Here is a 24,207-nt window from a genome sequence, read left to right as displayed (position 1 = left end):
TGGATAATTGAAATCATGATAATCGGTTCGGGTTTGATAGCAACGGCATTTCTTGAACGCGCTGGCGAGTTGGAGGGGGTTTGTGTTTTTGCCTCTGGGGTGGCAAACTCCATGAATAAGGATGAGAAAGAATTTCTTCGTGAAAGCTCCATGCTGAAGAATTCATTGAATTCTCTCGCGCCGAATGATCAATTTGTCTATTTCAGCACTTGCAGTGTTTATGACAAAATGTCGATCGATACTGCGTATGTGCAACACAAGATAAAAATGGAATCCATCGTACTTCAACGGCCGCGATCTCATGTTTTCCGCCTGCCTCAATTAGCTGGTCTAAGCCGCAATGGGAATACGTTACTGAACTATATAAATTCGAGCATTGAACGTGGCGAGTTGATGAGGATATGGTCAAAGGCTGAGAGGAATATCATCGATGTGAGTGATGTAGTGAGTGTTGTCATCCATCTGTTGAGAGCATCACCACAACAGAATTTGTTGAGTAATATCTGCAACCCTACTCATGTGCTTGTACTGGATCTCGTGAAGAAATTGGAAGAGATCAAGGGGCGAAAGGCTCGATTGGAAGTCGTCGATGGTGGCGGGGCTTATGTCATTCCTCTTGGCGACACTATAGAGATATATTCGAAAATTGGATTAAATTTCCAGGAGGGATATATTTCATCTGTGCTAAAAAAATACTACTCAAATAGAGTGCTGTGAGGCTGATGTGTCGGAAGGTGCTTATCTGTTGAGATATGTCGGGGCTGGGGTGATAAACGCTGTCACCGGGCTGGGGACGATTGGGGTGTTGACTTACCTGAATGCAAACCCCGTTGTGGCAAATATGGCTGGTTTTGCAGTCGGTATGCTCTTCAGTTTTACATTGGCGAAGTTCTTTGTTTTCAAGCGCCGAAGCAATACAGCCAGTCAGATGCGGAGATATGCAGTATCTTTCGTGTTCTCATATGTCTTAAATATTGCTGTTCTAATAGCTTCGAAGGGCTTGTTTCAAGATGGAGTGGCGCAGGCGTTGGCTATCTCTGTTTATGTTGTGGTTATGTATACGCTAATGCGATTTTATATATTTTCGGATAGATAAGAAAGGCCGGTGGGTGTAATATGAATGATGGAGCCGAGATACGAAAAGGGCTGCGCCATCTGCTGTCGTTCTCAATGGTTTACGACTCATTTCAGCATGTTGTAGGTGCGTACAAATGGCGGGAGCGTGTGGTAAGCAATCATATCGCCCCCTTGTGCTCTGATTCGACTCGAATTCTTGATATTGGTTGCGGAACAGGGGAGATTTTGGAGTATATTCCTCAGCGAGCCAGCTATGTCGGATTTGATAGAAATGATGAATATATAAGCACGGCGTCGAAGCGATTTTCCAATCGGAATGCACGGTTCATTTGTGAGGATGTGAACAAGAACACTATGTCCAAGCACGGGTGTTTTGATATTGTGCTGGCAATTGGTATTCTTCACCATCTTGACGACAATGTCGCGGATGAACTGTTTGAAACAGCTCACTATGCGCTCAAGAATAATGGTGTTTTCCTGGCCTTGGATCCTGTCTATACAAAAAATCAGTCAAGTGCTGCCAAGTTCGTGGTCAGCAAGGATCGTGGTCAGGCGGTACGTACTGACGAAGAGTATCTGCGGCTAGCGAAGAAAAGATTCAATTCCACCTCTGCTGTGATTGATGACAAACCTCTAAGGATTCCATATACTGGGATTGTGATGACGTGTCGGAAAGCAGATTCCCCACTATGAAATGCTCAATTGTTATTCCTGTCTATAACAGCGAGGCAATCCTGCCAGAGCTGCTGAAACAACTGACGGTCGAATTGAAGAGACTTGGGCTTGAGAATGATTCGGAGTTGATTCTTGTGAATGACTCCAGTCCTGACGGAAGCTGGGGTGTATTGCAATTATTGACAGATACGTATCCGAACTTGAAGGCAATCAATCTCGCCAAGAATTTTGGTCAACACAACGCAATCATGGCAGGATTGCAGTTTGCTAGCGGAGATAGCATTGTATTGATGGATGATGACTTGCAGCATTCTCCCGCATATATTGGGGAGTTGCTCAAGGCATTGGAAAAGGATGATGTTTGCTTTGTCCGCTTTGAAAAAAGACAGCATGCTGGTTGGAAAGTGGCGGGCAGTAACTTCAATAATATGCTTGCAAGCCACTTGGTCGGCAAGCCCAGGGATTTGTATCTTTCTTCATTCAAGGCCTTCAGAAAGCATGTTCAGTCTGCCATCATTCAATATGAAGGGCCATATCCCTACATTGATGGATTGATTCTACGGAGCACAAATCGTATTCAAGTGATTGATGCAGTGCATCAGGAGAGATTCACAGGGCAAGGAAACTATAATTTAAAGCGTTCGGTTTCATTGCTGATGAAAATGGCCACAGGTTTTTCCGTGGCACCACTGCGCTTAGCGATTTTTATTGGAGTGATATTTGGTTTTTTGAGCTTGGCTACCGTAGTGTATGTCATCGTGGAAAAATTGATGAATCCGTCGGTTCAACCAGGTTGGACCTCAATTGTGGCGATTGTTCTGGCGGTATCCGGCGTGCAAATGCTTTTTTTAGGGCTTATAGGCGAGTATATGGGGCGCTTATACCTGAATATCAACAAGAAGCCGCAGTTTGTAATTAGGGAGATTGCTGGGTTTACCGGCCAGACGAAGGAGAGTCTAAATGGAGTTTGACAAGTATGCAGATTCGTATTCAAGTGACTTGAAAAATGCCATTCCCGCCGGTTTTCGAACGATTGAGTATTTTTCCACATACAAGGTCAAATTAACGAAGCGCATGGCGCCTACGACCACGAAACGAATTCTTGACTTTGGTTGTGGTATCGGGCAGTGTTCCCAGTATTTTTCCGAATCGTTCCCGGATGCTGATTTGGTCGGTTTCGATGTTTCGGATGAATCTCTTGATATGGCGCGCAAGCGAATTCCGCAAGCACATTTCACCAGTGAATGGTCAGATGTGGTGCGAGAAAAATATGACTTGATATTCACATCGAATGTCTTTCATCATATTGACCCGGCTGAACATTTGTTGTGGCTTTCACGACTCAAGGATGCATTGAATCCAGGCGGATGCATCATGATATTTGAACATAATCCACTCAATCCCCTGACAAGAATGGTTTTCAAAAGATGCATCTTTGATCAAGATGCCAAGATGATTGGGCAGAAGAAGTTCAAGAGTTTGGTAAGATCCGCTGGATTCAAGGATGTGAAAACAGAATTTACGCTATTTTTCCCTGGAGCCTTTAGGGTACTAGCTCCTTTGGAGAAATATGTAGGATGGTTGCCGCTTGGGGCGCAGTATTTCTTGGCGTTGAAGGCGTAATTTTCTTGACGCTTGAATATTTTTTGAGATTAAGCAACGGTAATTACGATCAAAAAATTTGATGGTCAATAACTGAGTCATGAGTAGTCAGCATATTTTTGTATTGGATAGACCGCAGTCTTTATTGCATTGCTTGCGTGTTGAGTGGGCGTGGTGGTTGCCATTTTCATTTGCTGTTTTGGCTTTGGCATATTGGTTGGTATCTGGTTTTACTTATGGAATTATGGATAATTTATCTTATCCATACATCTATGATGGGGACGGTCTTTTTTATCTCTGGGGTGCTCAACGAGAAATAGAAGGTGGAATATTCGAGGGTGTGAGAAATGGGTATCCATTCGGTTCAAGTATTTTGGATTATCCAATTCCAGATGCAGGAAATATATTGCTCTTGAGCTTTTTTGGATCGCTTGTTCGAGATCCATTTATTGCCTTCAATCTCTTTTTCTTGGTTAGCTTCCCTGTGGTGTTTGTTTCATCATTTGTGGTGTTGCGAGTTTTCGGTTTGAAATTATCGCTTGCAATCTGTGGATCGATAATATTCACATTTTTGCCATTTCACTTTCAAAGAATTTCTCACTCATTCTATATTTGGTACTTTGTGGTACCTTTGTATTTTTATGTCTGTTTCAGGATCTTTTTCTTAAAATATCCTCTTTCGGATCGGGGGTGTTTTCAGCTAAAGCATGTGCTCCTGGTGCTTGCTTTTGCATTGATTCTATCTAGTTTTGGTGTTTATTATACGTTATTCGGTTGCATTTTATTATCGGTAACTGCTTTGGCTGGTTTGGTTAAGCATGGGCGACTACAATGCATTGTCCCTTCGTTGGTTGGTATTGTGTTGGTGTTGGGGGGGGGCTTGATTAATAGTAGCTCAAATATTATTCATCGAATAGAGAGTGGCCCTAATCCAGAGAAGGCTGTTCGATCGCCAATGGAGGCGGAAGTATATGGGTTAAAGTTTATGCAGCTTATTTTGCCGAGAGCCGATCACCGAATCGATTCATTTGCAAATGTGACTAAATATTATGATTTAACCCGTCCTTTGGTAAATGAAAATAGCACATCTACACTTGGCATAATCGGAGCAGCGGGATTTTTATTGACTTTCCTTGGGTTGGTCGCGGTTGTGGTGGGGCGAAAAATAGATGAGCGGATTTCGTTCCTGATATTGATGACCTTGATTCTTTTTTTGTTTGGAACAGTTGGTGGGGGTGGGTCGCTGTTTTCAACAGTTGTGACACCTTTGATAAGAGGTTGGAATAGAATAAGTGTTTTTATTGCCTTTGGTTCGATTGCAATTTTTTTTCTTGTTGTGCAAATTGTTGTAGCCGAATATTTTTCGACTAAGAGATTTGGTGTTGTGTTGATTGCGGTGTCGTTTGTTTTTGGATTTTTAGGTCTTTATGATCAAACGGCTAGATTGTGTTCGGAGTGCCGTGATACTCTAAAGAGTAATTTTGACTCGGATCGAAAATTTATAAAAAAAATAGAGCAATCACTGCCTCTGAAGTCTGCAATTTATCAGTTGCCATACACGGGGTTTCCTGAGGATTCTCCAAGGTATAGGGCGGGACCCTTCGATCTTGTCATAGGATTTTTACATTCGCGATCACTGCAATGGAGCTTTGGGGGGATGAAAGGCCGAGAAGGTGATCTTTTTTATAGGGCTTTGGCCAAAGAGCCGTTAAATAGGCAGATTGATGTAACAGGCCGCATGGGTTTTTCCGGGATCTATGTTGATCGGAAAGGGTTTCAGGATGGGGCGCTGAAATTGATTTCTGATTTGAAATCGAATAAAAAAATTGACAGTGTTATCGAGAGTGAAGACGGTCGATTGATTTTTTTTCGATTTGCTAATAAATTGGACGTCGATTTTTCCATGTTGAGCGCTCGCGAAATAATGAAGAAGGTCGACTATATAGTAGATAAAAATGGCCCTCGTTTTCCCTCGACGCTGGTTGACGGGATTGATTTTTCTAACCCATTGTTGCCAAGTTTTGTGGAGGAGATTAATGGATTGTCAGGGGTTGAGAATTGGGGGCGGTGGTCAGATGCAGATTTATCGCAGTCGGTGAAAATTAGATTTGTGACGTTTCTTCCTCGAAAATTTACTCTGGGGATGTCAGTTCAACCGTTTGGTGTCGAAGGTAAGCAGGAGTTTATTGTTCGGATCGGCTTAGAAGAGCATAGGGTTGTTTTGGGACGAGGTTCAGAGCAATTGGCATTGGATTTTTCCCTAGGAGCTGACTTGGTTGATACTATTGAGTTCATACCGTTGAATCCCATTTCGCCAAAGTTGTTAGGGTTGAGCGGAGATAATAGAAAGCTTGGAATTGGCTTTATGAAGTTGGAGTTTAAATTATGAAAAAGGCGATCATTACTGGAGTAACTGGGCAAGATGGCGCGTATCTTGCTGAATTGCTACTGAACAAGGGCTACACGGTCTACGGTACGTATCGCCGTACCAGCTCCGTCAATTTCTGGCGAATCGGAGAATTGGGTATCCAAAACCATCCCAATCTCCATCTGGTCGAATACGACCTGACCGATCTTTCTGCCAGCATTCGACTGCTGCAGACTACGGAAGCGACTGAGGTCTACAACCTTGCGGCGCAGAGCTTTGTGGGCGTGTCTTTCGAGCAGCCAGTCACTACCGCGGAGATCACCGGCATTGGTGCTGTGAATCTGCTGGAGGCGATCCGCATCGTCAACCCGAAGATCCGCTTTTATCAAGCCAGCACTTCGGAGATGTTTGGCAAGGTGCAGGAGATCCCTCAGCGCGAATCGACGCCGTTCTACCCGCGTAGCCCTTATGGCGTGGCCAAGTTGTATGCGCATTGGATGACGGTGAACTACCGTGAGAGCTATGACATCTTTGGCTCCAGCGGCATTCTGTTCAACCATGAGAGCCCGCTGCGTGGCCGTGAATTCGTGACGCGCAAGATCACCGACAGCCTTGCCAAGATCAAGCTCGGCAAGCTGGACGTGCTGGAGTTGGGCAACATGGATGCCAAGCGCGATTGGGGCTATGCCAAGGATTATGTGGAAGGCATGTGGCGCATTCTGCAAGCCGAGAAGCCTGATACCTATGTGTTGGCCACCAACCGTACCGAGACGGTGCGTGACTTCGTTTCCATGGCCGCCAAGGCGGCAGGCTTTGAGCTGAAGTGGCAGGGTGCTGCAGAGTCGGAAGTGGGTATCGATGTCGCGTCCGGCAAGACGCTGGTTCGCGTGAATCCGAAGTTCTATCGCCCTGCCGAAGTGGAGTTGCTCATCGGTAACCCAGAGAAGGCGCAGCGTGAATTGGGCTGGACTCCGACGACTACGCTGGAGCAGCTGTGCCAGATGATGGTGGAGGCGGATCTGCGTCGCAACCAAGTCGGTTTTTCGTTCTGAGGTGGTTCACAAGTGCGGCGAGCTCTGATCACTGGTGTCAATGGGTTCACGGGTCATTTTTTGACTCGTGAGTTGGAGCAACATGGCTGGGAGGTCTGGGGGCTGGGTTCGCACCCTGAACCCGAGCGGGCTCGGTATCGACACGTGGACCTGCTGGATGCAGACGCTTTGGGGGAGTGGGTGCAGCAGGTGCAGCCACAGGCGGTGATTCACCTCGCTGCCATCGCTTTTGTGGGGCACAGCAACGCGCGTGCGTTTTACGACGTCAATGTGGTGGGCACGCGCAATCTGCTTTCTGCGGTTGGGGGGCTTACTCAACGGCCAGAGCGTGTGTTGCTTGCCAGCAGTGCCAACATTTATGGCAACACGACAGAGGGTGCGCTGAACGAGAGTACACCCGCCAATCCGGCCAATGATTATGCTGTCAGCAAGTTGTCCATGGAGTACATGGCGCGGTTATGGATGGACAAGCTGCCGATCACGATCATGCGTCCATTCAACTATACGGGTGTGGGCCAGTCGGAGAGCTTCTTGCTGCCCAAGATCGTGAGCCACTTTCTGCGCAAGGCGGAGGTGATCGAGCTGGGTAACATGGAGGTCTGGCGTGATTTTTCGGATGTGCGCGATGTCGCGGCGGCTTATCGACGTTTGCTGGATTCCGATGTGGCAGTCGATCAGGTGGTGAATGTGTGCTCGGGCCGATTGGTATCGTTGCGCGAGGTGCTGCAGATGGCCGAGAGCATTACCGGACAGTCGATCAAGGCGGTCACCAATCCGGCGTTTGTGCGGGCCAATGAGGTGAAGACCTTGTGCGGCGATGCGTCACGGCTGAGCCAACTGGTTGGCACATGGGAGCCTCGTCCGTTGGATGAAACGCTGACCTGGATGCTGTCGAGCCAATCTGGAGCGCAGTGACGTGGCACATGTGATCCTGGGCGCGGATGCCATCCATGCGCCGCTGACGGGTATTGGTCGCTACGCCTATGAGTTGGCGATGCGGCTTCCCGAGTGCGAAGGCGTGGAGTCGTTGCGCTTTTATTCACTCGGACAATGGATCAGCAGCGAGGCTGTGCAGGCGCGCGCAAAGACGGTTTCTACAGACGAGTTGAACAAGCCCACGTTGCGACGGGTGCTTGCCGGCAACAAGCTGGCGGTGCGTGCCTACTCGACGCTCATGCCCATTTGGTCGCGCTGGCGCATGCAGAAGGAACGGCATGCGTTGTTTCACTCGCCCAATTATTTTCTGCCGCCGTTTCCAGGTAAATCTGTGGCGACGATCCATGATCTGTCGCACATCGTCTGTCCGCAGTTTCATCCCGCAGCGCGTGTGGAATTGCTGAAGCGGGACTTGCCAAGAACGATGGAGAGGGCGGATTTTCTGATCACCGATGCCGAGTCGGTGCGCCGTGAGGTGATCGAGCATTTCAGTTGGCCCGAGGATCGGATTGGTACCGTGCCGTTGGGCGTTGATGCATCTTTTCATCCGCGCGGTGCCGAAGACACTTTGCCGATTCTGCAGCGGTTCGGACTGGAGCATGGAGCCTATTCTCTGTATGTCGGCACGATTGAGCCGCGCAAGAATCTGGCTCGGGTAATCCGTGCTTATGGAGCATTGCCAGAGTCGCTGCGCATGCGTCACCCGTTGGTTTTGGCTGGGTCACGTGGTTGGCAGGCAGGAGAAATTCATGATCTGATGACCCGCGGGGCGAGTGCGGGCTGGCTGAAGTATCTGGATTTTGTTCCTCAAGAAGACCTTCCGTTCTTGTATGCGGGGGCGCGCCTGTTTTGCTTTCCTTCGCTTTATGAAGGCTTTGGTCTGCCGCCGCTGGAGGCAATGGCTTCGGGAGTGGCTGTGCTCACGTCCAGCACCTCGTCATTGCCCGAGGTCGTTGGGGATGTGGGTTTGCAAGTGCAGCCCGAGGATGAGAAGTCGATTGCCGAAGCGCTCTTGCATGCATTGCAGGATGAGGGCTGGCGAACTCGGGCTTCTGAGGCTGGCGTGACGCGCGCCCACGCCTTCACTTGGGCGCAATGCGCCAAGAATACCAGTGCGATCTACACGCACTTGATGCCTTGACGCGTTGGGGCTTTTGGCGTTATGGGGCTGAGCGTTTGCGCCCATGTGCCAGCGCCATCAGCGTTGAGCTGGCAAAGTAGCGAACAGCTTTCGCCCAGGAACGGAAGATGCTGGACTTATCTTCTTTGGCCGTGTGCATCTGCAGCGGCACTTCCTTGAGCTTCAGACCCTGCCTGCGCATGAGCAGATAGGTACCTACGTCTTGGTAGTCAAGCAGGGTCGCTTCCGATGAGATGGCGACGTCGATGGCCTTGCGGCGATAGACGCGAAAACCCGAGACGAAATCCTCCAGTTCAAATCCCGTGAGCAAGCGATACCACTTCCACGCCATGCGACGAACGAAGCTGTGGCGTGCCGGAAAGAAGGCTACAGAAAGATCTACCGTTGGGTTCAGGTTGGTTTGGCTCAGTAGCGTCGGCAGCTCTTCGACCTCGTAGTAGCTATCTGCATCGATGGTCACTACCATTTCGAAACCTTGGGCCTGCGCATAGCGCAGGCCGGTCTGAAGCGCGCCCCAAGTCGTCATCGCCAACAGGGGGCGAAGCACGATGGCGCCACTGGATTCTGCCAAGTGGCTGGTGGCATCAGTGCTGCGGTTGTCAACGACGACCACTTTTGCTGTTGGGGCGAGGGCGTTGACGCGCTTGATGATGTGCGCGATGTGCTTTTCCTGATTGCGCGCGCTCACGACTACCATGACGCCTTTGTGCAGGAACGGTGGGACGGATTCTGGTGCCAAGCCTCGGTAGTAGCGGCTGATCTCGCGCTCACACGGACCGATGCTGAACATGCGCTTGATCGCCTGCACGCCAGCTTCTCCAAAACGTTTTCTCAATTGCGGATCATGCTGCATGCGCGCGATATGGCTTCGCCAAGCGTGCACGTCTTCATAGGGCACGCGCAGGCCGCTTTTGGCTTGGGCGACGATCCAGGGCATGCCGGAGCCGGGGAGGTCGGTGACGACGCAGGGGCGACCATGCATCATGGCCTCAAGCACGACGATGCCGAAGGCTTCGGTGCGCTCGCATGACGCGAGGCAGAAGACGTCGCATTGAGCGAGCAACGTGTGCTTCTGTGCATCGTCGACGGCGCCCAGCAGGCAGACTGTGGGCGGCTGACCGGGGCGTGTCACCTCTTTGATCTTGGCTTCCAGATCGGGGCGCAGTTCGCCCTCGCCGACGATGAGCAATTCCACGCCGGGCATGGTGCTCACGGCTTCGATCAGGGTCTCGAAGCCTTTGTAGTAGGTGAGGCGGCCGATCGACAGGAGCTTGAGCTGAGTGTCGCCGCGCCATGACATCTCGGGTGGAATATTCACGGGAGCCGGTGCGGCCTCCACGTTGATGCCCAGCGGAATGATGGCGGTCTTGTCATGCCAGCTGCGCAGTGCCTTGCTGGCTTCGAGATAAGGTGGTGAGGTGGCGATGATCTGTGCCGTGCGTTCGAGCAAGGCCTGCTCGAAGGGCTTGTAGATCATGTAAGCCATGGCCACGGACCACTTGATGTCCGAGAAGACGATGTCCGATTGCCAATGGATCACCCATGGCACCTTGCGGGCGCTGGGCAGTGTGAGTGCCCAGAGTGCGGAGTTGTTGGGCAGGTGCAGGTGCAGTACGTCGGGGCGGATGCGCTCGATGGCCTTGGCCATGGCGCTGCGGAACCCCGCAGCCATCGGTGCATAGACCAGACTGAACTGCACTGGCACACGCTGAATCCATGGCGGATCGTCGGGCTCCGGATCCCCGTGCACCAGAGCGTGGGCATCGATGCCTTGCTTGCGCTGCTCGTTGAGCAGGTCGGCAAGAAACACCTCCATGCCGCCGCGGTAGGGCGGGTAGAACTTGCCGATGTGGAGTACGCGCAGCGTCACGGCAGTGCTTACTGCTTGAGCGCCTGCGCGCCGCTGATCTGGGCCTTGGCCATCGCGTAGCGCTGCGCATTGGCGGGATCGGCCTGTGTGGCCTGGTCGAGGTCTTTGAGTGCCTCTGCCGTATTCTTCATGCCGTAGTGCGCCATGGCGCGAGCGTAGAACGCCGGGCCGCTTGGGCTGCGGGTGATGAGTGCGTCCATTTGATCTTTGGCCTTGGCGGATTCGCCCTTGCCGGTGAGCGCCATGGCGAGGCCGACGGCCGCGCGGGAGCTGTTGGGCGATGCTTGCAGCACGGCCTCGTAGTCCTTCACGGCGTCATCGTACTTCTGGATGGTCATGCCCATTTCAGCGCGGCGCAGGTGGGTCTGTTCGGTGAGTTGCTTGGCACCGGCGCTATCGTTCACGTCGGAGCCACCGGCCTGCAGTGCCGCGCTGAATGCGTCGAAAGCTTCCTTGGGGTGACCAAGCGCCGCATAGGCTTCGGCGCGCTGGAACCAGAGTGTCTGGCCGGAGTAGCCCTTTTCTTCTGCTGCCTTGAAGGCCCGGATGGCGTCGGGATATTTCTTCTGCTGGAGCAGTGCCACACCGATGCTGAAACGGGCATTGCCGTTGAGGTCGTTGAGCGCATCGGCGGTCATGAAGTCGCGTTCGGCCTGCGCGTAGCGGCCGCGTTCCATGCGCTCGGTGCCGAGGTTCAGATAGGGGCGATAGCGGCCCACGGCGTTGGCGGGGGCCTTGAGGTCGATCTTGCTGGCGGCGTCTTCCCAGACGGTTTCCGCGTCGCGCATGGACATCACGCGCTCGGCCGCCAGACCTCCGAACAGCAGGGCCAGCAGCACGCCGATGATGTAGATGGTGCGCGGCTTGAAGCCGGTCAGCGCGATCGCGACCAGGCCGGGAATGCCGACGGCCCAGAGGTAGCTGCGATAAAGCACCAGCGGATCCTGCAGCCAGACGACAGCGAATTCGCTGAAGAACCACAGCATCGGGAACAGGAGGCACAGTGCCGCGAAGCGCAGCACGCCGTCCTTGCGTAGCACGGCCCAGATCGACGCCACGAGCAGGGCGACGAATGCCACCGCGCCGAGCAGATGCAGGCCGGATCCGAAGGACATGGGGAAGGCGGGGCGCATGTCGATGGACATGGCGCCCACGTAGGGGATCACCCACAGAAAGCCGTAGACGAAGAACAGCGCTGCCTGATTCAGGATGCTGAGCGCGTAGACCTTGCCGCCGACATTCGGATCGATGGCTTGCAGTTGCTTGAGATAGGCGACCGATTGGTTGTCGATGAGGTTGCCGATGAGGTTGCCATAGATGCTGAGCACCGCGCCCACCGCGAGCACCAGCACCACCGCCGTGGCGGCCGAGACCATGACGATCTTCTTCCACGAAGGACGGCGTACGTAGATGTATAGCGGCACGGCCATGGCCACGGTCAGCGCGGATTGCTCCTTGGACAGGGCGGCCGCTATATAGAAAATGACGGCGGCGATGAACCAGCCCGCATTGCCCTTGACCAGCCCGCGCACATAGGCGAAGCAGGCGAGCACGGCAAACAGCGTGGCCATGAGGATGGAGCGCTGGATCAGATAGCCGACGACGTAGACAGCCACCGGATTGAGGGCGAAGACGATCAGGCCGACACGCAGTGCCGCGATGCGCGAGGACTGGAAGTGCTCCTGCTGTTCGATGTCGTGCGGAAACTGGGTGCGCTCGAGGAGTGATTTGAACAGTGCGTACAGTGCGCCGACCGTCAAGACGTGCAGGAAGACGTTGAACAAATGCTGCTTCCACCAACCTTCGCCAAAAAGGTTCTGCACCCAGACAAAGCTGCCGTAGGACAGCATGCGCTGTTTGAACTGCAGCAGATTGCCGTAGTTGCTGAAGAAATCTCCCTCCGCCAGCCGAAGATCATCGAAGATCAACTGATTGTGCAGTCCAGGGACATAGACGCACAAAATGGCAGCGATCAAAAGGATCGCAAAAATGACGGAAGTCTTGGAGAGTTTTGCCATTGGAGGTGGATGTGATGGGCTGGACGGCTGCAGCCGATGAGTCTATCAAACCACGGGAGGTAAATCGCAGGCTTGTATCTGGATGTGAAATTGCCTGTTTTGCAAAACAACAGGGTTCAACAGCCCAAGTAGCCGTCCGGCCGGACGGCTTGACAGATGCTTACAACAAACAGCGGCGCCAACAGGATGTAAAGGGTTGGGTGCTTCTTGAGCAGCCGGATACTGCCCAGTCCCATGGCAGCGATGGGGGCTGCAAACAGAATCGCGTAGTTGATCAGTCGCAGCAGCCAATTGGTGTCTCGCATCCAGAACGATCCAATCAAGGTGAGCAGACCGAGTACGCCGAAAGAAAGCAGCGTCCAGGTGATCAGACGCGCATGGAAAGTTTCTATTTCCTGATGGGAGGTGGCTCTGAAAAATGCGAACAGACCCAATACGAACAGGGAGGCAAATACCAGATTGCCCGTCTGAAAAACAACGAAGATCCATATCGATCCGCCGTAGGGAAGCCAGGAAGCACTTGGCAGAACGCTGGCCTGAACGGACATGGCAATGAAGAAAACAACGAGCAAACCCGCGCAGATGATTTTCTGGTGAGTCAACGCATACTCCATCGTGTGACGCGACCAATGTGCGCGCCAGTGCAGCCGCGGCTTGAATAGCATGATACCGAGTATGGCGAGAATCATCCCCGCCGCCAGCCAGGGGGCGGCGACAAGCAGGCGATGCAGATGGTTCTGTTCAATGTCGCGCAGCATGGTTTGATACGGCCCATTCGGCAATATATAGACCACGAGGCTCAGCAGCGAGCATGCCAGGAGAATGGCGTGTCGCTTGGTCAGCGGGCGATTTTCAAAATAATCCGCGAGCGTCAACGCGGTGCACACAAAGACCAGAATGGCATGGCTCAGGATGTGCGAAAAAGAGATCAACACCAGCACCGGGAAAATCAACCACCCACCGCGGCGGTGCAGCCACAGCCATGCAGCGATGGTGCCAATGAATACGAGAATTTGTCCCCATTGCTGCGGTCTGGCTTCCAGCAGCGGAACCCAGAAATAACTCGAGAGTGCCAGAGCTGCGAGCGTGATTCCGGGTCGCGTGATGCGAAGGCGTGAGTATCCCAGAATGATGAGCAGCGTTCCCACGAAAACGCTGAAAACGCCCAGTCCGGAGATGAGTTGTACATAACCCATCGCGGTGAGTGATTTCAACTCGCGAAGCACGAACATGAAAAACGGACCGGAAACGGGCCAATCACGTCCCGCATCAATATTGCGGGCAATCTGCACCCAGTTCAGCTCATCGTTCTGACAGCGTGGATATCCCCAGAAGAGGCGAACGCTGACAGCGCAAACTGTGAAAATCAGCGCAATCCAAAGAGCTCTAATCCAGATTGATCGAGGAAATAACAGCGTCATTGCTGCGATGTTTGATGTGCAGTGCGTGGTAGGTTGCGGCACATCATAACGTCGCCAATATTACTATTCGCTCAGGATTTGGTTTCTCAGGAAGTGATTGAGTATCTGAAAGTGATCCTCGAACAGCATTTCTTCGCTCTTCACTATTTCCGAAATCGGCATCCACAGCACCTGCGCGGCATCGTCATCGGCTTGCACAGCCGGCAGCGGTGCATCGCCCAGATCGAAATAGTGCGCATGCGTGATCGTGCGGCCGCGTTGGCTGCGGTCTGGGTGGTCGAAGACATGCACGGATTGCAGGGTCTGCTGGAGGCGTTCCGGTGTCACGTCGCAGTGGGTTTCTTCAACCAGTTCGCGCAAGCAAGACTGCCAGATGCTCTCGCGTGGCTCGATGAAACCGCCTGGCAGTGCAAGCAGGCCTTTGCCGGGGGCGTGGGCGCGGCGGATCAGCAGGATCTGGTTTTGACAGCGCAGTACGGTGTCGACGGTGACGAAGATCGGCGGATAAGGCGCGCTCGCCCAGGCTTCGCGGTAGCCGCGCAGCATGCGCCATTCGTTCTGCAGTTCGGCGAATTCGGACTGGGTGGCGAATTGCTCAAGCAACGTGCGTGTCGATTTGGGCAGCACGTCATGAAATGGCGAGAGTGCAATCGGAATGGTGTCGGCCGTGGCGCCGAAGTAGGCGTTGCGGATCATCGTCGCGTCGATCTCGCCCTGGCGCGTGAGCGGAATGAGTTCCCAGCCGGGGAATGAGCTCAGGTAGCTGCTGCTGGCATCCTTGAAGTGGCCGACGAGGCCTATGCGTGCGCCGGGCTGCGTGCGTTCGTTCACCGCCTTCTGCACCGCTTTGACCCAGCGCGCTTCGTCATAGTAGTCGCGCACGGGCACGACATCGACGCGCGTGCGGTTGGATTCGCTCAGGCCACCGAGAAGCATGTCGGCGCGCTCTTTCCAGGTGAACGGGTTCTTGGGCGAGCGTGCCTGAAAGGCCGAACCGATGATGACGATGACTTTGTTGGCCTCTTCCAGCGCGCGGTTGAGCAGGGCGAGGTGACCTGTGTGTACCGGCTCGAAGCGGCCGATGAGGATGGCGGTGTCGTACATGGGGCGGGAGGCTGGGTGAAGCGAGCGTGGAACGTTCAAATGTAGCGTGCGGCAATCGGCATCTGGCGGCCGGAGCCGAAGGCCTTGGCGCGCACGCGGATGATGGGCGGGGCCTGGCGGCGCTTGTATTCGCTCTTGGCCACCATCATGCGCACGCGCTGGATGAGGTCGCGCCCCTTCTTGCTGGCGCGCAGACGCTGCATGAACTGGCGCGCCTGTTCGTACTCGCCGGTGGACAGGCCTTCGCCTTCGATCAACAGCTTGAGGATTTCGTCGAGTACAGGATAGGGCGGCAGGCTGTCGGCGTCGCGCTGGCCTGGAGCCAGTTCGGCGGACGGCTCCTTGCTGATGATGGCCTGCGGAATGAGTTCGCGGCCCGCGTGTTCGTTGATGTGCTGCGAGAGCGCGAAGACCTCCGTCTTGTAGAGGTCGCCGATGAGGCCTAGGCCGCCGTTGGTGTCGCCGTAGAGCGTGCAGTAGCCCACCGAGATCTCCGACTTGTTGCCGGTGGTGAGCAGTAGGTTGCCGAAAGCGTTCGAGTATTCCATCAGGATGGTGCCGCGCACACGTGCCTGCAGGTTCTCGAGCGGCAGGCCGACCAGCGGCTGTGAGAACGCTCCGAGGAACTGCTGGGCGTATAGGTGCACAAGTTCGGCAATCGGATGCGTGAAGAGCTGGATGCCGAGGTTCTTGCACAGCGTCTTCGAATCGTCGACCGAGCCGCTGCTGGAGAAGTGCGAGGGCATGGTCACGGCAATCACGTTGTCCGCACCCATGGCCTCGGCGGCAAGCGCGAGGGTGAGCGCACTGTCGATACCGCCGGAGCTGCCGACCACGACCTTGTTGAAGCCGCAGCGCCGCGCGTAGTCGCGCAGGCCGAGCACGATCTGCTCGCGGTAGAAGCTCATCGTCGGCAGGCCTTCTTTGGGCACCGATGACAGTGGCTCGCTGGCCGGCAGACTGAAGCGGCCGTTCTTCAGCTGCAGTGTGCGCACGTCCTCGACGAAACGGCTGGCTTCAAACACCACACCGCGCTCGGGCTCGACCGCGAACGAAGCTCCGTCATAGACGATCTGGTCGTGGCCGCCGATCTGGTTGACATAGAGGATGGTGAGGTCGTGGCGCTTTGCCGCATCGGCAAACACTTGATGGCGCTGCTCACGCTTGCCCACATTGCTGGGGCTTGCGTTGATGCTCACGACCACTTCGGGCGCGGCGTCGGCCATGCGCATGAACGGGTTGGCACTGTAGTCGTCGCCGTCGTCGTTCCAGCCGTCTTCGCAGATCATGAAGCCGACCTGGGTCTCTCCAATGCGCAGCACCTTGGCGACGTCGGGGCCGGGCTCAAAGTGGCGGCGTTCGTCGAAGATATTGTAGGTGGGCAGCAGCTGCTTGTCGTACTTGAGGCGCACGGCGCCGTTCTTGAGCACCAGCAGGCTGTTGTGCAGGTGCTTGCCGGGGCCGTCGCGCAGCGTCGGCGTGCCGATCACCCAGTGCAGATCGGGCAGGGCGGTGGAGGCGCGCTTGAGCGAGGCGATGCCTTCTTCGATGCGGTCGAGAAAGTGCTTGTCGTCGAGCATGTCGCCCGGGTAGTAGGCGCACAGTGCGAGCTCAGAGAAGACAATCATCTCCGAGTCGTCGAGCGCGGCCTTGCGTGCGGCGGCGATCATGGCCTCGACGTTGCCTTCGATATCACCGACGGTGAAGTTCAGTTGCGCGAGCGTGATGCGGAACATAGCGGTTCATTCCTTGTGGGTGAGGACCGGATCGGGTACGTTGAAGACTTGGCGCAGGTACGCAAGAAAGGTCTTGTCGTCGCACATGGTTTTGCCGGGACTGTCGGAGAGCTTGGCCACCGGTTGGCCATTGGCGTGCACGATCTTCATGACGATATTGAGTTGCTGGAGGCCCATGTCGTTGGTCAGTTGCGTGCCGATGCCAAAGCCGAGCTGCACATGGTTGCCGAAGTGGTGATAGAGCGCGAGCGCGCTGTCCACGTTCAAGCCATCGGAGAACACGAAGCGTTTGGTGTTTGCATCGATGCGCAGCTTGCGGTAATGCGCGAGCGCCTTTTCGCCCCACGCGTAGGGATCTCCGGAATCATGGCGCAGGCCGTCGAACAGCTTGGCAAAGTAGAGGTCGAAATCGGCCAGGAAGGCATCCATGCCGACTGTGTCGGTGAGCGCGATCCCGAGGTCGCCTCGGTATTCCTGTACCCAGTCTTCGAGCGCCTGCTTCTGAAAGTCGCGCAGCCGTACCCCGAGTGCCTGATAGGTCTGAAAATATTCATGAGCCATGGTGCCGATGGGAACGAGGTTTAGGTCGCGTGCGAGCAGCACGTTGCTCGTGCCCTTGAACCATTGCGATGTCTGCTCGGCAAAGGCGGCGACGACCTCTCGCTGCCATGGTGCGCTGAAGCGGCGGCGCACGCCGAAGTCGAACAGCTCGAATGGGTTGTGCAGCGGCTTGGCCTCGCTCGCGAGCGCTTGCACATCGATGATCTTGGCGGCCAGTCGCTTGCGGCCTTCGGCAAGGGCTGCTACCTGATTGAAACGGCGGAAATACAGCTCGTTGACAATGGCCAGCACGAAGATCTCGAACGCCATCACGTGCACCTGCGGGCCGGTAGCGACGATGTTCAGCGTCTCGCCATTGGCCCATGCGCGGATGAAGTTGCGTTGGAACTGGAAGATGCGCAGAAAGTCTATGAAGTCGCTGCGCATGAAGCGCAGTGAGCCGACGAAATCGAGCTCATCCTGTGAAAAACGCAGACGGCATAGCGCATCGAGCTCTGCGTTCACTTCGTCGAGCAACTCGGTGAGCGGGTACTCGGGCTTGTTGCGACAGACAAAGCGGTATTCGACCTGTGTTTGCGGATGCCGATGCAGCAGCGCCTGCCACATGGTGAATTTGTAGAGGTCGGTGTCCAGCAGGCTGGTGATGACGGGCTTGTCTAGTGTTCGCATGGTGTGTGATCGCTTCCTGAACGCCTGCAGAAGTCTCAAAGTGCCAGTTCGGATGATTGTGCCAACAGCACGCCTCGAGTGTGCATGGATTCGAGAAATGCCGCCTGCTCGCGCTCGAAGCCGACCACGGGACTCATGCAGTCGACGAGCAGCACAAGCCGCGAAGGCGTCCAGCCGGGCGACAGGTCGGGCAGGTGGTTGACGATGTCTTCGACCGTGGCGCGCACGCAGTGGCTGCTGGCCTCACCCGCGACGATGAGCCGGTCGGCGGTGGCGAGCTCGTGCAGCAAGCGGTCGTTCACGTCGGTTTCGGGATCGTCCCTGTCGGGCACTTCGGCGCGGATGGCGCTGTAGTGCTCGGTCCATGGGTTCATGCCCTTGAAGACGTTGCGCACGGCGCTGCGCCGGCTGACTTGCCAATCGTCGCAGGCCGCCAGCACATCGGCATGCACGCCATGGCCCCAGCTGCCGATCACGCAGTGCACGGGCCAGACCATCAGCACGTAGCGACCTTGCGACTCCAGTGTGTCCATGTACTGCAGAACACGCTCCAGAGTGCGTGGGTCGCGTGGCGCGTAGGCTCCGGCGCGTACCTCTTTGGCGAGAAGCGGGGTGAACGGCTGCATGTCCGAGCCGTCGCCCTTGCGCCAGAAGCTGGGATGCGCCACGTCGTAACGCTGGTGCGAGTCGAGCGTGACCGTGATGCGGTCGATCCGAGGCTCGCTTTTACGGATGAATTGCGCGAGGCGCTGCATGTCGGCATGTGCGCCCTTCACCGGCAGGGCGGAGGTGATCCGCTGGCCGCTGCGTGGATCGGTGGGACACCAGTCATCGGGCAGATCACAGAAGTCATTCTGTGGATCGATGAGGAGAAGCTGAGTGCTTTGGGTGTTCCTGGACATCTTGGAAGGCCTCCAGAGTTTGCTGATGGGCTCAGTTTAATCTTGTTAATTTAATTTTGCAACTAACTTGATTGAGAAGCATGTAAGGACGCGCAAGAGAATAATGCCTCTCTGTGGATTGAGATGGGCCTGTTCTCTGGATTCGGCTAGAGTTTGTTTTATATTGCAATGAACTCAACGACCAGTCGCCCGAGAGGATACCCGCCATGAAAGATCGCAGTTTCCCGATGCCCATTGTCTGCACGGTGGATGTGGTGCTGCTGACCATGAAGGAGTCCGCGCTGCAGGTGCTGCTGCTCAGGCGCGAGCAGGTGCCGTTCGAGGGCGCGTGGGCGTTGCCCGGCGGCTTCGTGCATGCCGAGGAGGATGCAGACACCGAAGCGAGCGCGGCGCGGGTGCTGCAGCAGAAGGTGGGCATCGCGAGTCCGTATCTGGAGCAGCTCGCGACGTTCTCGGGCTTGGCGCGCGATCCGCGTGGCTGGTCGATTGCAGTGACGTATTGCGCACTGGTATCGTACGATGCCTTGCAGAAGGCTCTCGCGGCGAATGGAGAAGGGGCTGCGCAGTCGCAGTTGTTCGATGTGGCGGCGCTACCGCAACTGCCTTTCGATCACGCACGCATCGTGGATGCAGCGATTGCACGGGTGCGCAGCAAAAGTCTTTACTCCTCGCTGCCGGTGTTTCTGTGCGGGGCTGAATTCACCTTGCCCCAGCTGCAGCAGACTTACGAGGCGGTGCTCGGCGAGGCGGTCAACAAGGTGAGCTTTCGTCGCAAGATGGAAGAACTAGACATGCTCGAGGCCATGCCCGGCGCGATGCGCGGTGGTGCAGCACACCGCCCCGCGCAGTTGTACCGGCTACGTCCTGAATATCGTCGCAGCCTGTCTCTGCTCGCGCGCGGGTTGTGATCCGTGCGATCAGGTGACCGCACCTATGCCCAGAATGGCCAGCACGATGAAGATCACCGCGATCACGAGGAAGATGAAGAACAGCACCTTGGCGATGCTGGCAGCGCCTGCGGCGACTCCCGTGAAACCGAAGACACCGGCGACCAGCGAGATGATGGCGAAAATGATGGCCCACTTGAGCATGGCTGCATCCTTTGTCAGAAATGGATTTGAATGCCTTGAGCTTAGGATGAGGGCGCAGTGGATGCGGTGGGCGCGCGCGAACATTGCACGTAGGCAAAATATGACAGTCGCGCGAGCGATGGCGCAAAGCAAAAAGCCAGATCCGAAGATCTGGCTTTTTGCTTTGGTGACGGCGCTGATTACTTCAGGCCGGCTGCGGCGCGCAGCGTCGCGATCTTGTCCGTGCGCTCCCAGGTGAACTCGGGCTCTTCACGGCCGAAGTGGCCGTAGGCAGCGGTCTTCTGGTAGATCGGACGGCGCAGATCCAGCATCTCAATGATGCCGCGTGGGCGCAGGTCGAAGTTCGCAGCGACGATCTTGGCGATTTCCGAATCGGGGATCACGCCCGTGCCTTCGGTGTAGACAGTGATGTTCATCGGGCGCGCCACGCCGATCGCGTAGGCCACCTGCACCTGGCACTGACGCGCCAGACCAGCCGCCACCACGTTCTTCGCCACATAGCGCGCGGCGTAGGCAGCGGAGCGGTCCACCTTCGTTGGATCCTTGCCGGAGAATGCACCGCCGCCGTGGGGACAGGCACCACCGTAGGTGTCGACGATGATCTTGCGACCGGTCAGGCCGCAGTCGCCCTGAGGACCGCCGACGACGAAGCGGCCGGTCGGGTTGATCAGGTACTTGGTGTCCAGCAGCCATTCCTTGGGCAGCACGGGCTTGATGATTTCCTCGATGATGGCTTCGGTGAAGCTGGCCTTCATCTTGGTGGCCGATTCCGACTGGTCGGGGCTGTGCTGTGTGGACAGCACGACGGTGTCGATACTGTGGGGCTTGCCGTCCACGTAGCGCATCGTCACCTGGCTCTTGGCATCAGGGCGCAGGAAGGGCAGACGGCCGTCCTTGCGCAACTGTGCCTGGCGCTCGACGAGGCGGTGCGCGTAGTAGATCGGCGCGGGCATCAGCTCGGGCGTTTCATCGCAGGCGTAGCCGAACATCAGGCCCTGGTCGCCAGCGCCGATGTTGAGCTGGTCATCGCTGGCCGCGTCCACGCCTTGGGCGATGTCCTGGCTTTGCTTGTCGTAGGCCACGAGGACCGCGCAGCCCTTGTAGTCGATGCCATATTCGGTGTTGTCGTAGCCGATGCGCTTGATGGTGTCGCGGGCCACCTGGATGTAGTCCACGTTGGCGCCGGTGGTGATTTCACCGGCCAATACCACCAGACCGGTGTTGGTCAGTGTTTCGGCTGCCACACGGCTGTGCGGGTCTTGCGCGAAAATAGCGTCCAGAATTGCATCGGAGATCTGATCAGCCACCTTGTCGGGGTGACCTTCGGATACGGATTCCGATGTGAAGAGAAAGTCGCTCGCCATTGAATAAACTCCTTTGTTCAGCTTTTGGGGCGCTGCCCAAGCTGCAATAGAAGCCCTGGCGAACGCTTTAGCAGATTTGTTTTACGTCGCTCTGCAAGTTGCTCATTTAACTCAGCGACAGCTCGTATTCTAATGCATTCATTCTTTCGCCTTTTATCCGTGTTGCCGATAGGTCTGTTGCACTTTCTGGGTGCAGTCATGGGCTGGGTGACGTTTGCGCTCTCGCCCACCTACCGCAGGCGCTTTGTCGGCAATGCCAAACAAGCGGGTTATTCATTCAGGCAGGTGCGCGCTGCTGTTGGACATGCGGGACGCATGGTGTTCGAAATGCCGCGCATCTGGCTGGGGAGCTCGCTGCCGCATTGCACGATCGTGAACGGCGAGTGCGTGGAGCGGGTTTTCGCGCAAGGCAAGGGGCTGGTTTTTCTCACGCCGCACATCGGTTGCTTCGAGTTGTCAGTGCACGCAGCCGCCCAGCGCTGGGCGGCTCAGCACGGAGACATCACGGTGCTGTATCGCCCGGCGCGTCAGGCATGGCTGGCCAAGATTCTCGAGACGGCGCGCAACCGTCCGGGCGTGCAGGCCGTGCCGACGACGCTGGCTGGAGTGCGCCAGATGATCAAGACGCTGCGCAAGGGCTCGGCCGTGGGGCTGCTGCCCGATCAAGTGCCGCCGCAGGGGCTGGGCATGTGGTCGCCGTTCTTTGGGCGCGAGGCCTATACGATGACGCTGGCTGCGCGCCTGGCGCTGCAGACCGGCGCGACCATCATCACCGCGCGCTGCGAGCGAAAGTCCTGGGGGCGGGGCTTTGTGCTGTACTTCGAGGAACTGGCGACGCCGCTGTCTCCCACCTTGGAGGATGCGGTGCACGATATCAATGTGGCCATGGAGCAGACCATTCGCCAATGTCCTGCGCAATATCTCTGGGGCTATGGCCGATACAAACAACCGCGCGTCGATCCACAGATGTCGCCCGCTGCCGAGAAGGAGCAGGCATGAGCTGGAGTCGACTGGGTTTGGGCATGATGCATGTGCTCGCCAAACTGCCGCTGCCCATGTTGCGGGGCCTGGGTCAATTTGTTGGGCGGGTGTTGTTTGTGCTTGCCGGTCAGCGCCGGAAAGTTGCGCTGCGCAATCTGCAGCTGTGTTTTCCCGAGATGTCCGAGGCTGAACGCACGGCCTTGGCCAGGCAGACGTTCGAGGCGTTCTGCCAGACGTTTTTGGATCGCAGCTGGCTCTGGTTCGGTTCGGAGGCGCTGGTGCGCAGCAGGGTGAAGCTCGAAGGGGCCGTGCACGAGCTGGAGGGCGACACGCCGACCATCGTGTTTGCACCGCATTTCTACAGTATGGATGCGGGCGGCCTCGCGCTGCCGCTGAATACCACGCGCGAGTTCACCTCGATCTTCGCCACGAATCCGGATCCGGTGCTCGATGACTGGTTCATGACCGGACGTCAGCGTTTCGGCCATGTGCGCATGCTCAATCGCGCGGATGGCGTGAAGCCGATCATCCAGTGCTTGCGCAAGGGCGGGCTGTTGTATTTGTTGCCCGACATGGACTATGGCAAGAACGACTCGGTGTTCGTGCCGTTCTTCGCGGTGCAGAACACAGCGACGATTCCCTCACTCTCGCGGTTTGCGCGCCTGGGCAAGGCCAAAGTCGTGGCGCTCTACAACGAGATGACTCCGACCGGCTACGTCGCGCACCTGACGCCCGCATGGGAGAACTTTCCGACCGATGACCATGTGGCCGACACGGCACGCATGAATCGGGAACTCGAGGCGGCGATCCTGAAGATGCCGTCCCAGTACTATTGGGTGCACAAGCGGTTCAAGACGCGTCCGGCAGGAGAGCCTTCGCTGTACTGATCACTCCAAAAAGAAGACCAACGGACTTTTCATCCGTTGGTCTTTTTTTGGGGGCGGTGAGACTCAGTCGTCAGAGTCTTCCGATGGGGGCTCGGCGTCGGCACTTTCCTGCTCCGCATCCCCCGCAGCCTGCTCGCTCACAGGCGGATGGGCCCATTGCCAGAGCAGCTTGGCGACGTCGTCCACACCCTGCTTCTTGAGGGCCGAGAACAGGCGCACTTCGCCGCCGCCCGCATTCAGCTTGGTGATGGACAGCACCTTGGCTTGTTCGCTGCGGGTGAGCTTGTCGGCCTTGGTCAGAATTACGAGGAATTTCAGGCCCGCTTCCACGCGTGGACGCACGGCTTCGAGCAGGGCCTCGTCGAGTTCGGTCAGGCCGAGGCGTGGGTCGCACAGCAGCACGATGCCGGTCAGGCTGGGCCGACTCACGAGATAGTTGAGCATCACACGTTGCCAGCGCTGCTTGTCCGTGCGCGACACAGCGGCATAGCCGTAGCCGGGAAGATCGGCGAGCACCGCGTCGGTTACGCCTTGCCTGCCCAGCGAGAACAGGTTGATGTGCTGCGTGCGTCCGGGCTTCTTCGAGGCGAATGCCAGTTGCTTCTGCTGCGTGAGGGTGTTGATGCAGGTGGACTTTCCCGCGTTGGAGCGGCCCACGAACGCGATTTCTGGAACATCCACCGTGGGCAGTTGGTCCAGTTGGGCGGCGGTGGTGAAAAAGCGCGCTGTGTGCATCCACCCCATTGCCGTCT

22 protein-coding genes are annotated in these 24,207 nt (G+C 56.1%); 12 read left to right on the top strand and 10 right to left on the bottom strand.

Annotated elements, in window-relative coordinates; translation table 11 throughout:
* The first annotated feature begins 15 nt into the window (after nucleotides 1–15).
* The 9 genes from G7047_RS18300 (at nucleotide 16) to G7047_RS18260 (ending at nucleotide 8,851) form a co-directional block, all read left to right on the top strand.
* A complete protein-coding gene (locus G7047_RS18300) occupies nucleotides 16–717 on the top strand; it encodes an NAD-dependent epimerase/dehydratase family protein (protein ID WP_166308550.1) in 702 nt (233 codons plus the stop codon).
* A 7-nt stretch (nucleotides 718–724) separates the two neighbouring features.
* Nucleotides 725–1,096 (top strand): GtrA family protein, encoded by a 372-nt coding sequence (locus tag G7047_RS31525; RefSeq protein WP_166308548.1) that lies wholly within the window; start codon nucleotides 725–727, stop codon nucleotides 1,094–1,096.
* A gap of 20 nt (nucleotides 1,097–1,116) precedes the next feature.
* Nucleotides 1,117–1,770, top strand: coding sequence for a bifunctional 2-polyprenyl-6-hydroxyphenol methylase/3-demethylubiquinol 3-O-methyltransferase UbiG (locus G7047_RS18290; RefSeq protein ID WP_166308546.1), 654 nt, complete (start codon nucleotides 1,117–1,119; stop codon nucleotides 1,768–1,770).
* Nucleotides 1,767–2,723: a glycosyltransferase family 2 protein gene (locus G7047_RS18285; protein ID WP_166308544.1), complete on the top strand. Its 957-nt coding sequence runs from the start codon at nucleotides 1,767–1,769 to the stop codon at nucleotides 2,721–2,723. Before G7047_RS18290 ends, G7047_RS18285 begins: the two co-directional genes overlap by 4 nt.
* A complete protein-coding gene (locus G7047_RS18280; RefSeq protein WP_166308542.1) occupies nucleotides 2,713–3,375 on the top strand; it encodes a trans-aconitate 2-methyltransferase in 663 nt (220 codons plus the stop codon). Before G7047_RS18285 ends, G7047_RS18280 begins: the two co-directional genes overlap by 11 nt.
* A gap of 79 nt (nucleotides 3,376–3,454) precedes the next feature.
* A complete protein-coding gene (locus G7047_RS18275) occupies nucleotides 3,455–5,743 on the top strand; it encodes a sugar translocase (RefSeq protein ID WP_166308540.1) in 2,289 nt (762 codons plus the stop codon).
* A complete protein-coding gene (gmd, locus tag G7047_RS18270) occupies nucleotides 5,740–6,774 on the top strand; it encodes a GDP-mannose 4,6-dehydratase (protein WP_166308538.1) in 1,035 nt (344 codons plus the stop codon). The genes G7047_RS18275 and gmd overlap by 4 nt, the downstream gene beginning before the upstream one ends.
* Nucleotides 6,775–6,786: 12 nt before the next feature.
* Nucleotides 6,787–7,689: a GDP-mannose 4,6-dehydratase gene (locus G7047_RS18265; RefSeq protein WP_166308536.1), complete on the top strand. Its 903-nt coding sequence runs from the start codon at nucleotides 6,787–6,789 to the stop codon at nucleotides 7,687–7,689.
* Between the two features lies 1 nt (nucleotide 7,690).
* Nucleotides 7,691–8,851 carry a glycosyltransferase family 1 protein gene (locus G7047_RS18260; RefSeq protein WP_166308533.1) on the top strand — a complete coding sequence of 387 codons (1,161 nt, stop codon included), beginning with the start codon at nucleotides 7,691–7,693 and terminating at the stop codon, nucleotides 8,849–8,851.
* Between the two features lie 19 nt (nucleotides 8,852–8,870).
* Here the strand turns inward: G7047_RS18260 and G7047_RS18255 are convergent, their stop codons facing one another.
* From G7047_RS18255 to G7047_RS18225, 7 genes are all read right to left on the bottom strand, one after another.
* A complete protein-coding gene (locus tag G7047_RS18255; protein WP_166312139.1) occupies nucleotides 8,871–10,667 on the bottom strand; it encodes a glycosyltransferase in 1,797 nt (598 codons plus the stop codon).
* Between the two features lie 62 nt (nucleotides 10,668–10,729).
* Nucleotides 10,730–12,649, bottom strand: a complete 1,920-nt coding sequence (locus tag G7047_RS18250; RefSeq protein ID WP_371813802.1) for a tetratricopeptide repeat protein — start codon at nucleotides 12,647–12,649, stop codon at nucleotides 10,730–10,732.
* A gap of 206 nt (nucleotides 12,650–12,855) precedes the next feature.
* A complete protein-coding gene (locus tag G7047_RS18245; RefSeq protein WP_166308527.1) occupies nucleotides 12,856–14,160 on the bottom strand; it encodes a hypothetical protein in 1,305 nt (434 codons plus the stop codon).
* A 63-nt stretch (nucleotides 14,161–14,223) separates the two neighbouring features.
* Nucleotides 14,224–15,264, bottom strand: coding sequence for a bifunctional nicotinamide-nucleotide adenylyltransferase/Nudix hydroxylase (locus G7047_RS18240; RefSeq protein ID WP_166308524.1), 1,041 nt, complete (start codon nucleotides 15,262–15,264; stop codon nucleotides 14,224–14,226).
* Nucleotides 15,265–15,299: 35 nt separating this feature from the next.
* The gene (locus G7047_RS18235) at nucleotides 15,300–17,000 is read right to left on the bottom strand and encodes an NAD+ synthase (protein ID WP_166308521.1); all 1,701 of its coding nucleotides are present in this window, start codon (nucleotides 16,998–17,000) and stop codon (nucleotides 15,300–15,302) included.
* A 6-nt stretch (nucleotides 17,001–17,006) separates the two neighbouring features.
* The gene (gene pncB / locus G7047_RS18230; protein ID WP_166308518.1) at nucleotides 17,007–18,230 is read right to left on the bottom strand and encodes a nicotinate phosphoribosyltransferase; all 1,224 of its coding nucleotides are present in this window, start codon (nucleotides 18,228–18,230) and stop codon (nucleotides 17,007–17,009) included.
* Nucleotides 18,231–18,265: 35 nt separating this feature from the next.
* Nucleotides 18,266–19,132: a cysteine hydrolase gene (locus tag G7047_RS18225; RefSeq protein WP_166308515.1), complete on the bottom strand. Its 867-nt coding sequence runs from the start codon at nucleotides 19,130–19,132 to the stop codon at nucleotides 18,266–18,268.
* A gap of 206 nt (nucleotides 19,133–19,338) precedes the next feature.
* Between G7047_RS18225 and G7047_RS18220 the strand changes: the two genes are divergently transcribed.
* The gene (locus tag G7047_RS18220; RefSeq protein ID WP_166308512.1) at nucleotides 19,339–20,040 is read left to right on the top strand and encodes an NUDIX domain-containing protein; all 702 of its coding nucleotides are present in this window, start codon (nucleotides 19,339–19,341) and stop codon (nucleotides 20,038–20,040) included.
* Nucleotides 20,041–20,049: 9 nt separating this feature from the next.
* Here the strand turns inward: G7047_RS18220 and G7047_RS18215 are convergent, their stop codons facing one another.
* Both G7047_RS18215 and metK read right to left on the bottom strand, forming a co-directional pair.
* Nucleotides 20,050–20,223: a DUF1328 domain-containing protein gene (locus G7047_RS18215; RefSeq protein ID WP_166308509.1), complete on the bottom strand. Its 174-nt coding sequence runs from the start codon at nucleotides 20,221–20,223 to the stop codon at nucleotides 20,050–20,052.
* A 179-nt stretch (nucleotides 20,224–20,402) separates the two neighbouring features.
* A complete protein-coding gene (gene metK, locus G7047_RS18210) occupies nucleotides 20,403–21,587 on the bottom strand; it encodes a methionine adenosyltransferase (RefSeq protein WP_166308506.1) in 1,185 nt (394 codons plus the stop codon).
* 132 nt (nucleotides 21,588–21,719) lie between these two features.
* On the opposite strand from metK, the gene G7047_RS18205 reads away from it, so the two are divergent.
* The gene (locus G7047_RS18205; protein ID WP_166308503.1) at nucleotides 21,720–22,586 is read left to right on the top strand and encodes a lysophospholipid acyltransferase family protein; all 867 of its coding nucleotides are present in this window, start codon (nucleotides 21,720–21,722) and stop codon (nucleotides 22,584–22,586) included.
* On the top strand, nucleotides 22,583–23,455 hold the full coding sequence (locus tag G7047_RS18200) for a lysophospholipid acyltransferase family protein (protein ID WP_166308500.1): 873 nt from the start codon (nucleotides 22,583–22,585) through the stop codon (nucleotides 23,453–23,455). Before G7047_RS18205 ends, G7047_RS18200 begins: the two co-directional genes overlap by 4 nt.
* Nucleotides 23,456–23,518: 63 nt before the next feature.
* Here the strand turns inward: G7047_RS18200 and yihA are convergent, their stop codons facing one another.
* A complete protein-coding gene (yihA, locus tag G7047_RS18195; protein ID WP_240939567.1) occupies nucleotides 23,519–24,199 on the bottom strand; it encodes a ribosome biogenesis GTP-binding protein YihA/YsxC in 681 nt (226 codons plus the stop codon).
* Between the last annotated feature and the right edge of the window lie 8 nt (nucleotides 24,200–24,207).

This window comes from Diaphorobacter sp. HDW4A (genome assembly GCF_011305995.1).
Lineage (GTDB): Bacteria > Pseudomonadota > Gammaproteobacteria > Burkholderiales > Burkholderiaceae_C > Diaphorobacter_A.
The sequence above is the reverse complement of the archived record's forward strand: the minus strand, read 5'-3'. Positions and strand labels throughout refer to the sequence as shown.

Bases quoted from the DNA above. Each gene is read 5' to 3' on its own strand.
- G7047_RS18300 (WP_166308550.1), top strand. From the start codon at position 16: ATGATAATCGGTTCGGGTTTGATAGCAACGGCATTTCTTGAACGCGCT.
- G7047_RS18290 (WP_166308546.1), top strand. From the start codon at position 1,117: ATGAATGATGGAGCCGAGATACGAAAAGGGCTGCGCCATCTGCTGTCG.
- G7047_RS18285 (WP_166308544.1), top strand. From the start codon at position 1,767: ATGAAATGCTCAATTGTTATTCCTGTCTATAACAGCGAGGCAATCCTG.
- G7047_RS18280 (WP_166308542.1), top strand. From the start codon at position 2,713: ATGGAGTTTGACAAGTATGCAGATTCGTATTCAAGTGACTTGAAAAAT.
- G7047_RS18275 (WP_166308540.1), top strand. From the start codon at position 3,455: ATGAGTAGTCAGCATATTTTTGTATTGGATAGACCGCAGTCTTTATTG.
- gmd (WP_166308538.1), top strand. From the start codon at position 5,740: ATGAAAAAGGCGATCATTACTGGAGTAACTGGGCAAGATGGCGCGTAT.
- G7047_RS18255 (WP_166312139.1), bottom strand. From the start codon at position 10,667: ATGGAGGTGTTTCTTGCCGACCTGCTCAACGAGCAGCGCAAGCAAGGC.
- G7047_RS18245 (WP_166308527.1), bottom strand. From the start codon at position 14,160: ATGACGCTGTTATTTCCTCGATCAATCTGGATTAGAGCTCTTTGGATT.
- G7047_RS18240 (WP_166308524.1), bottom strand. From the start codon at position 15,264: ATGTACGACACCGCCATCCTCATCGGCCGCTTCGAGCCGGTACACACA.
- G7047_RS18235 (WP_166308521.1), bottom strand. From the start codon at position 17,000: ATGTTCCGCATCACGCTCGCGCAACTGAACTTCACCGTCGGTGATATC.
- pncB (WP_166308518.1), bottom strand. From the start codon at position 18,230: ATGCGAACACTAGACAAGCCCGTCATCACCAGCCTGCTGGACACCGAC.
- G7047_RS18225 (WP_166308515.1), bottom strand. From the start codon at position 19,132: ATGTCCAGGAACACCCAAAGCACTCAGCTTCTCCTCATCGATCCACAG.
- G7047_RS18220 (WP_166308512.1), top strand. From the start codon at position 19,339: ATGAAAGATCGCAGTTTCCCGATGCCCATTGTCTGCACGGTGGATGTG.
- G7047_RS18215 (WP_166308509.1), bottom strand. From the start codon at position 20,223: ATGCTCAAGTGGGCCATCATTTTCGCCATCATCTCGCTGGTCGCCGGT.
- metK (WP_166308506.1), bottom strand. From the start codon at position 21,587: ATGGCGAGCGACTTTCTCTTCACATCGGAATCCGTATCCGAAGGTCAC.
- G7047_RS18205 (WP_166308503.1), top strand. From the start codon at position 21,720: ATGCATTCATTCTTTCGCCTTTTATCCGTGTTGCCGATAGGTCTGTTG.
- G7047_RS18200 (WP_166308500.1), top strand. From the start codon at position 22,583: ATGAGCTGGAGTCGACTGGGTTTGGGCATGATGCATGTGCTCGCCAAA.
- yihA (WP_240939567.1), bottom strand. From the start codon at position 24,199: ATGGGGTGGATGCACACAGCGCGCTTTTTCACCACCGCCGCCCAACTG.